This is a genomic window from Streptomyces sp. NPDC054975 (assembly GCF_053609105.1).
Map to the genome: position 1 here is coordinate 20,220 of NZ_JBSGWV010000054.1, position 7,516 is coordinate 27,735.

The 7,516-nt window shown below is 74.2% G+C and carries 6 protein-coding genes; 3 read left to right on the forward strand and 3 right to left on the reverse strand.

Features of this window, described 5'->3' with window-relative positions; genetic code table 11:
- Positions 1 to 82 precede the first annotated feature (82 nt).
- Both ACWF79_RS29950 and ACWF79_RS29955 read left to right on the forward strand, forming a co-directional pair.
- Positions 83 to 946: an SCO6745 family protein gene (locus ACWF79_RS29950; protein ID WP_453731299.1), complete on the forward strand. Its 864-nt coding sequence runs from the start codon at positions 83 to 85 to the stop codon at positions 944 to 946.
- Between the two features lie 108 nt (positions 947 to 1,054).
- A complete protein-coding gene (locus tag ACWF79_RS29955) occupies positions 1,055 to 3,466 on the forward strand; it encodes a Tex family protein (protein ID WP_453731300.1) in 2,412 nt (803 codons plus the stop codon).
- 129 nt (positions 3,467 to 3,595) lie between these two features.
- On the opposite strand, the gene ACWF79_RS29960 is transcribed toward ACWF79_RS29955, so the two are convergent.
- The 3 genes from ACWF79_RS29960 to ACWF79_RS29970 are packed head-to-tail and all read right to left on the reverse strand — an operon-like array spanning position 3,596 to position 6,365.
- Entirely contained in the window at positions 3,596 to 4,003 is a 408-nt protein-coding gene (locus ACWF79_RS29960; RefSeq protein ID WP_453731301.1) for a hypothetical protein, read from the reverse strand.
- On the reverse strand, positions 4,000 to 4,728 hold the full coding sequence (locus ACWF79_RS29965) for a 2-phosphosulfolactate phosphatase (protein ID WP_453731302.1): 729 nt from the start codon (positions 4,726 to 4,728) through the stop codon (positions 4,000 to 4,002). The genes ACWF79_RS29960 and ACWF79_RS29965 overlap by 4 nt, the downstream gene beginning before the upstream one ends.
- Positions 4,728 to 6,365, reverse strand: coding sequence for an ABC-F family ATP-binding cassette domain-containing protein (locus tag ACWF79_RS29970; protein WP_453731303.1), 1,638 nt, complete (start codon positions 6,363 to 6,365; stop codon positions 4,728 to 4,730). The genes ACWF79_RS29965 and ACWF79_RS29970 overlap by 1 nt, the downstream gene beginning before the upstream one ends.
- A gap of 72 nt (positions 6,366 to 6,437) precedes the next feature.
- Here ACWF79_RS29970 and ACWF79_RS29975 point away from each other — a divergent pair, with 72 nt between their 5' ends.
- On the forward strand, positions 6,438 to 7,394 hold the full coding sequence (locus ACWF79_RS29975; protein WP_453731304.1) for an NAD(P)/FAD-dependent oxidoreductase: 957 nt from the start codon (positions 6,438 to 6,440) through the stop codon (positions 7,392 to 7,394).
- Positions 7,395 to 7,516 lie beyond the last annotated feature (122 nt).

The window sequence follows — 7,516 nt, forward strand, 5'->3', positions numbered from 1 at the left end:
AAGAACCCACCTTTCCTGCCACGCGGGGCACGGGAAGGCCCCGGACTTCCGGTCGTACCGACCAGTCGGTAACGTTCGTTCCATGACCTCTCTGCCGCCCCGCGCGGGCCGCCGCTGCCACCACATGCTCAACCCGCTGCACTCCACGGTGTACTTCTCGCCGGACCTGGAGACGGAGTTCCGGGCGCTGGGCTTCGAGGACCCGTCGGCGATGCGGCTCGCCTCGCGCAGCGCCGCGATGGGGGCCGTCGGCGCGGGTACCGTCGCCGCGGCCTTCTCCAACTACAACGTCGAGCTGCTCGCCCGGCACCTGCCCGCCGTCTGGGACATCGCCTCGCCCGCCGAGGTGGGTGCGGCGCGGCTGCGGGCCGTGGACAGCACGTTGCGCCGTCTCCTCGGCGAGGAGGCGATCGCCTCGGCCGAGATGGCGGAGGCCGCCGAGCTCGCCCTGCGCGCCACCGAGGCATGCACCCGGCACGCCCGGCCGCTCTACTCGGCCCACGCCGACCTGCCGGTCCCCGAGGCACCGCACCTGCGGTACTGGCACGCCGCGACGCTGCTGCGTGAGCACCGGGGCGACGGCCACCTCGCGGCCCTGCTGACCGTGGGCCTCGACCCGCTGGAGGCGATGGTCAGCCACACGGCCACGGGCATGGGCATGAACCCGCGCTGGGCCCTGGGCAGCCGGGGCTGGGGCCGTGCCGACTGGGACGCCGCCGCCGAGCGGCTGCGGGGGCGCGGGCTGCTCGACGCGGAGGGCGAACTCACCGCCGAGGGCACGGCGCTGCGCGAGGCGCTGGAGGAGCAGACGGACCGCCTGGACACCGCTCCGTACGAGCACCTGGGCTCGGCGGGCGTCGAGCGCCTGACGGAGCTGGGCAAGGCCTTCCGCAACGCGGCCTTCCTGGCCGGCGCCTTCCCGGCGGACCTCGCCGACAAGAGCTGACCGGATCGTCGCGGACACGGCGGGGCCGGGGCACGTGCGGGGTTCCGGAGGGGAAGACGGCACAATGCACTCGCAAGCTTGAGGCACGAGAAGGCGAGTCGGGACACCGTGACGACGTCCATCGAAGGCAGGATCGCCGAGGAACTCGGCGTACGTGAGCGACAGGTGAGGGCGGCCGTCGAGCTGCTCGACGGCGGCTCGACCGTGCCGTTCATCGCGCGCTACCGCAAGGAAGCGACCGAGATGCTCGACGACGCGCAGCTGCGGACGCTGGAGGAGCGGCTGCGCTATCTGCGGGAGCTGGAGGACCGGCGGACCGCCATCCTCGACTCCGTACGGGAGCAGGGCAAGCTGACGGCCGAGGTGGAGGCCCAGCTCCGGGCCGCGGACACCAAGGCCCGGCTTGAGGACATCTACCTGCCCTTCAAGCCCAAGCGCCGCACCAAGGCGCAGATCGCCCGCGAGGCCGGTCTCGAACCGCTGGCGGAGGGGCTGCTCGCCGACCCGTCGGTGGAGCCGGCCGCGGCCGCCGCGGCCTTCGTGGACGCCGACAAGGGCGTCGCCGACCCGGCGGCGGCCCTGGAGGGCGCCCGCGCCATCCTCACGGAGAAGTTCTCCGAGGACGCCGACCTGATCGGCGAGCTGCGGGAGCGGATGTGGGGCCGGGGCCGGCTGGCGGCCAAGGTGCGGGAGGGCAAGGAGGAGGCGGGCGCGAAGTTCGCCGACTACTTCGACTTCGCCGAGCCGTTCACCGCGCTCCCCTCGCACCGGATCCTCGCGATGCTGCGCGGCGAGAAGGAGGACGTCCTCACCCTGGAGCTGGAGCCGGAGGAGCCGTCGGAGACGCCCGGGCCGTCCGCGTACGAAGGGATGGTCGCCGCGCGCTTCGGTGTGGCCGAGCGGGGGCGTCCGGGCGACAAGTGGCTCCTCGACACGGTCCGCTGGGCCTGGCGGACCCGGATCCTGGTCCACCTGGGGATCGACCTGCGGCTGCGGCTGCGGACGGCCGCCGAGGACGAGGCGGTCCGGGTCTTCGCGGCGAACCTGCGCGACCTGCTGCTCGCCGCCCCGGCGGGGACGCGGGCGACGCTGGGCCTGGACCCCGGCTACCGTACGGGTGTCAAGGTGGCCGTGGTCGACGGTACGGGCAAGGTCGTGGCCACCGACACGATCCATCCGCACGTCCCGGCGAACAGGTGGGACGAGTCGCTGGCGAAGCTGGCGCGGCTCGCGAAGGAGCACGCGGTCGAGCTGGTCGCCATCGGCAACGGCACGGCCTCCCGCGAGACCGACAAGCTCGCCGGTGAACTCATCGCCAAGCACCCCGAGTTGAAGCTCACGAAGGTGATGGTCTCGGAGGCGGGCGCCTCGGTGTACTCGGCGTCGGCCTTCGCCTCGCAGGAACTGCCGGGCCTGGACGTCTCGTTGCGCGGCGCGGTCTCGATCGCGCGGCGGCTGCAGGATCCGCTGGCCGAGCTGGTGAAGATCGACCCGAAGTCGATCGGCGTGGGGCAGTACCAGCACGACCTGTCCGAGGTGAAGCTGTCGCGTTCGCTGGACGCGGTGGTCGAGGACTGTGTGAACGGTGTCGGTGTCGACGTCAACACCGCGTCGGCGCCGCTCCTTTCGCGGGTGTCGGGGATCGGCGCGGGCCTCGCCGAGAACATCGTGGCGCACCGCGACGCGAACGGGCCGTTCCGCTCGCGCAGGGCGCTGAAGGACGTGGCGCGACTCGGCCCGAAGGCGTACGAGCAGTGCGCGGGCTTCCTGCGGATCCGCGGCGGGGACGACCCGCTGGACGCGTCGTCCGTGCACCCGGAGGCGTACCCGGTGGTGCGGCGGATGGTGAAGACGACGGGTGGCGAGGTCGCGTCGCTGATCGGCAACACGGGTGTGCTGCGGTCGTTGCGGGCGGACGACTTCGTGGACGACACGTTCGGTCTCCCGACGGTCACGGACATCCTGCGGGAGCTGGAGAAGCCGGGTCGGGACCCGCGGCCGGCGTTCAGGACGGCGACCTTCAAGGAGGGCGTCGAGAAGATCGGCGACCTGGTGTCGGGGATGGTCCTGGAGGGCGTGGTCACGAACGTGGCGGCGTTCGGGGCGTTCGTGGACATCGGTGTGCACCAGGACGGGCTCGTGCACGTGTCGGCGATGTCGAAGACCTTCGTGAAGGACCCGCGTGACGTGGTGAAGCCGGGTGACGTGGTCCGGGTGAAGGTCCTGGACGTCGACATCCCGCGCAAGCGGATCTCGCTGACCCTGCGGCTCGACGACGAGGCGACGGCGGGGGCGGACGCGGGGGCGCCTCAGAAGGAGCGGCGGGAGCGTGGGGGGCGTCCGCCGCAGCAGCGTCGGGGCGCGGGCGGTGGCCAGGGCTCCCGCTCGGGATCGGGGTCGGGTTCGGCTCCGGCGCCCGCGAACAGCGCGATGGCGGACGCGCTGCGGAAGGCGGGCCTGCTGAACGAGGGCGGCGGGGGTAAGCGGCGGAGCCGCCGACGCGGTTCGGGCCCGGCCTGACGGCCGGGCCCGCTGTTCCCACCCGCATCCCCCGTACAACGGAGTGAACACAGGTGCGGGCCTCCCCGCGGTGGGGGACGCGCCGTCGGCGACTGCGGGTGGAGCCACAGACCGCTCCGGGCGGAGGGGTTACGGGTTCGGGAGGAAGCGCAGGGCCCATTCGGCTCGGTTGGCCACCGTCAGGTCGTCGTCCTCCGTCAGGGGCTGCAGGAGGGCGCGGGAGCGGGACGGGTCGGTCTGGACCAGGTCGACGATCTCCGTCGCCAGGGCGTCCTGGTCGTCGCCGAGGTCGACCGAGGAGGCCCGCAGGAGCGCCGGCAGGGCGTCCGGGCCGCCGATCGCGGCGAGGACGCCGCCGAGGAGTTCGCGGGCGTAGGCGTTGCGCTCGACGAGGGCCCGGTCCAGTTCGGCCTGGAGCCGGGGCAGCAGCGCCGCGTCGCCCGAGGCGGCGATCTCGTCGGCGAGGTCGATGGTCTCGTCGACGTCGGCGTCGAGGTCGTCCAGCATCTCGGTGAGCCGGGTCAGCAGGTCGGTCATGGTGTCTCCTGGAATGCGCCGTCCCTCAGGACGGGGACCGTCTCCGAGGTGTCGACCTCGGCGGCCACCGCGACGTCCTGCGGATAGCCGTACTCGTACAGTTCACGCCCCGAATCGCAGCGGTGCAGCTCCGCCACCGGGTCCTTCGTCGCCTCCCACAGCGTGGCCGCCGCCCGCGCCTCGGCCGTCAGCTCGTACGCGCCCAGGGCGCACAGCGCCGACAGGACCGCGCCCGCGCCCAGCAGGTCCTCCAGGGCCGGGCGGAGGGAGCCGTCCGGATGACGTTCGCCCGAGGCGACGACGGCGAGCGGGCGGGAATCCCCGCCGTAGCCGTGTCCGGCCAGCCACCGGGCGACCGCCGTGCGGTTACGGAGCGAGGCGGCGACCACGGTCGCCTCCCCCGCCCCGGCGGCGATCGTGGAGCCGTTGGGGGACGGCAGGACCAGGCGCTCGGTCGGCGGGGCGGCCCTCAGAGCGGCCGGGGAGAGCGTCCACGGGGTCGTCGGTGAGGCCTCGCTGCGGCCGACGGCCAGGGCCGCGCCCCGGTCGGCCGCGTACCGCGCCGCCGTCTCGTCCCTCCAGCGGTACGGGAAGACGGCGGCACCGCCCTCCACGGCCACGCCGACCGCCGTCGTGAAGGAGAGGACGTCCACGACCACCAGGCACGCGGCGTCCCGGGCGAGGGCCGAGGCCTCCGTCGGGCCCCAGCCGAAGGTGACGCCCATCAGAGTTCGGTCACCTTGCCGGCCGCGACCTCGACGCGGCGGGTCGTACGGACCGCGTCGAGCATCCGCCGGTCGTGGGTGACCAGGAGGAGCGTGCCGGTGTAGGAGTCGAGCGCGGACTCCAGCTGCTCGATTGCCGGCAGGTCCAGGTGGTTCGTCGGCTCGTCGAGGACGAGGAGGTTGACGCCCCGGCCCTGGAGGAGCGCGAGCGCGGCGCGGGTCCGCTCGCCCGGGGAGAGCGTGGTGGCGGGCCGCAGCACGTGCGCCGCCTTGAGCCCGAACTTCGCCAGCAGGGTCCGTACCTCCGCGGGCTCGGTCTCCGGGACGGCCGCGCAGAACGCGTCGAGCAGCGACTCCGAGCCGTGGAAGAGCCCACGTGCCTGGTCGACCTCGCCGACGACGACGCCCGAGCCGAGCACCGCGTCGCCCGCGTCGAGCGCGAGCCGGCCGAGGAGCGCGGCGAGCAGCGTCGACTTGCCGGCCCCGTTCGCGCCGGTGATCGCGACCCGGTCGGCCCAGTCGATCTGGAGGGTCGCGGGCCCGAAGCGGAAGTCGCCGCGCCGGACCTCGGCCTCGCGCAGCGTCGCCACGACCGAGCCGGAGCGCGGGGCGGAGGCGATCTCCATCCGCAGCTCCCACTCCTTGCGGGGCTCGTCCACGACGTCGAGCCGCTCGATCATCCGCTGCGTCTGGCGGGCCTTCGCGGCCTGCTTCTCGCTGGCCTCGCTGCGGGCGTTGCGGCCGAGCTTGTCGCCGTCGGTGGCCTTGCGGCGGGCGTTCTTGACGCCCTTGTCCATCCAGGACCGCTGCATGTGGCCGCGTGCCTCGAGGGCGGCCTTCCTGCCCGCGTACTCCTCGAAGTCCTCGCGGGCGTGCCGGCGGGCGGTGTCCCGCTCCTCCAGGTACGCCTCGTAGCCGCCGCCGTAGAGGGTGATCTGCTGCTGGGCCAGGTCGAGTTCGAGGACCTTGGTGACGGTACGGGTGAGGAACTCGCGGTCGTGGCTGATGACGACCGTGCCGGCGCGCAGCCCTTGCACGAAGGCTTCGAGCCGCTCCAGACCGTCGAGGTCGAGGTCGTTGGTGGGCTCGTCCAGGAGGAAGACGTCGTAGCGGGAGAGGAGGAGGGAGGCGAGACCCGCGCGGGCGGCCTGGCCGCCGGAGAGCGAGGTCATCGGCTGGTCGAGGCCGACGGTCAGGCCGAGGTTCTCGGCGACCTCCTCGGCGCGCTCGTCGAGGTCGGCGCCGCCGAGGCCGAGCCAGCGCTCCAGGCTGACGGCGTACGCGTCGTCGGCGCCGGGCGCGCCGTCCACCAGCCCCTGGGTGGCCTCGTCCATGGCGGCCTGCGCCGCCGCGACGCCCGTACGGCGGGCCAGGAACGCGCGGACCGTCTCCCCTTCGCGCCGCTCCGGCTCCTGCGGGAGGTGGCCGACGGTGGCGGTGGGCGGCGAGAGCTTCAGCTCGCCTTCCTCGGGGGTGTCGAGCCCGGCGAGCAGCCGCAGCAGGGTCGACTTGCCGGCGCCGTTGACGCCGACGAGGCCGATGACGTCGCCGGGGGCGACGACGAGGTCGAGGCCGGCGAAGAGGGAGCGTTCGCCGTGGCCGGCGGCGAGATCCTTGGCGACGAGAGTGGCAGTCATCAGGGGATGCATCGTATGTCACCGGCCCGACGCGCCATGGTGCGCCCGAACGGGTCCCGGTACCGTCCGGCCATGAGCGACGACGTGATCGTGGTGGGCGGCGGAGTCATCGGTCTGACGACGGCCCTGACGCTGGCGGAGCGCGGCCTTCGGGTACGGGTCTGGTCCCGGGACCCGGTGACGGCGACGACCTCCGCGGTGGCGGGGGCGCTGTGGTGGCCGTACCGGATCGAGCCTGCGGCGGAGGTGGGCGGCTGGTCGCTGGAGTCGCTCCGCGTGTACGAGAAGCTCGGCGCCGATCCGGTGGCGACGGGGGTACGCGTCGTGCCCGGCGTCCACGCCGACACGGCCCTCGCCGACCTGGGCGACTGGGCGCGGGAGGTCGCGGGGCTGCGGCAGCTCTCGGCCCCGGAGGTGCCGGGGCCGTACGGCACGGGGATCGCGGCGCGGCTGCCGCTGATCGACATGCCGGTCCACCTGTCCTGGCTGCGGGGGCGGCTCGAGGCGGCGGGCGGGGTCGTGGAGCAGCGGACGGTCACCGGGTTCGACGAGGCGGCGCGGTCGGCGCGGGTGGTGGTGGACTGCACGGGGCTCGGCGCCAGGGAGCTCGTACCGGACGCGGGGCTGCGGCCGGTGCGGGGACAGTTGGTGCTGGTCGAGAACCCGGGGATCGAGGAGTGGTTCACGGCGGCCGACGGGGCGTCGAGCGAGACGACGTACTTCTTCCCGCAGCCGGGGCGGCTGATCCTGGGCGGGACCGCGCAGGAGGGCGACGAACGGCGTGAGCCCGACCCGGCGACGGCGGCGGAGATCGTGGCGCGGTGCGCCCGGATCCGGCCGGAGATCGCCGGCGCGCGGATCCTCGGCCACCGGGTGGGCCTGCGGCCCGCCCGGGCGGGCGGTGTCCGCATCGCCGCCGATCCGCTGCCGTCGGGCGGCCGCCTGGTCCACAACTACGGTCACGGCGGCGCGGGCGTCACGGTCGCCTGGGGCTGCGCCCGGAACGCGGCGGACCTGGCCTGCGCCTGACCGCGCTGGAGGCGGGACGGCCGTACGCGGGACGGCCGTACGCGGGACGGCCGTACGCGGGACGGCCGTACGCGGGACGGCCGTACGCGGGACGGCCGTACGCGGGACGGCCGTACGCGGGG

Bases quoted from the DNA above. Each gene is read 5' to 3' on its own strand.
- ACWF79_RS29950 (WP_453731299.1), top strand. From the start codon at position 83: ATGACCTCTCTGCCGCCCCGCGCGGGCCGCCGCTGCCACCACATGCTC.
- ACWF79_RS29960 (WP_453731301.1), bottom strand. From the start codon at position 4,003: ATGACCGACCTGCTGACCCGGCTCACCGAGATGCTGGACGACCTCGAC.
- ACWF79_RS29965 (WP_453731302.1), bottom strand. From the start codon at position 4,728: ATGGGCGTCACCTTCGGCTGGGGCCCGACGGAGGCCTCGGCCCTCGCC.
- ACWF79_RS29970 (WP_453731303.1), bottom strand. From the start codon at position 6,365: ATGACTGCCACTCTCGTCGCCAAGGATCTCGCCGCCGGCCACGGCGAA.
- ACWF79_RS29975 (WP_453731304.1), top strand. From the start codon at position 6,438: ATGAGCGACGACGTGATCGTGGTGGGCGGCGGAGTCATCGGTCTGACG.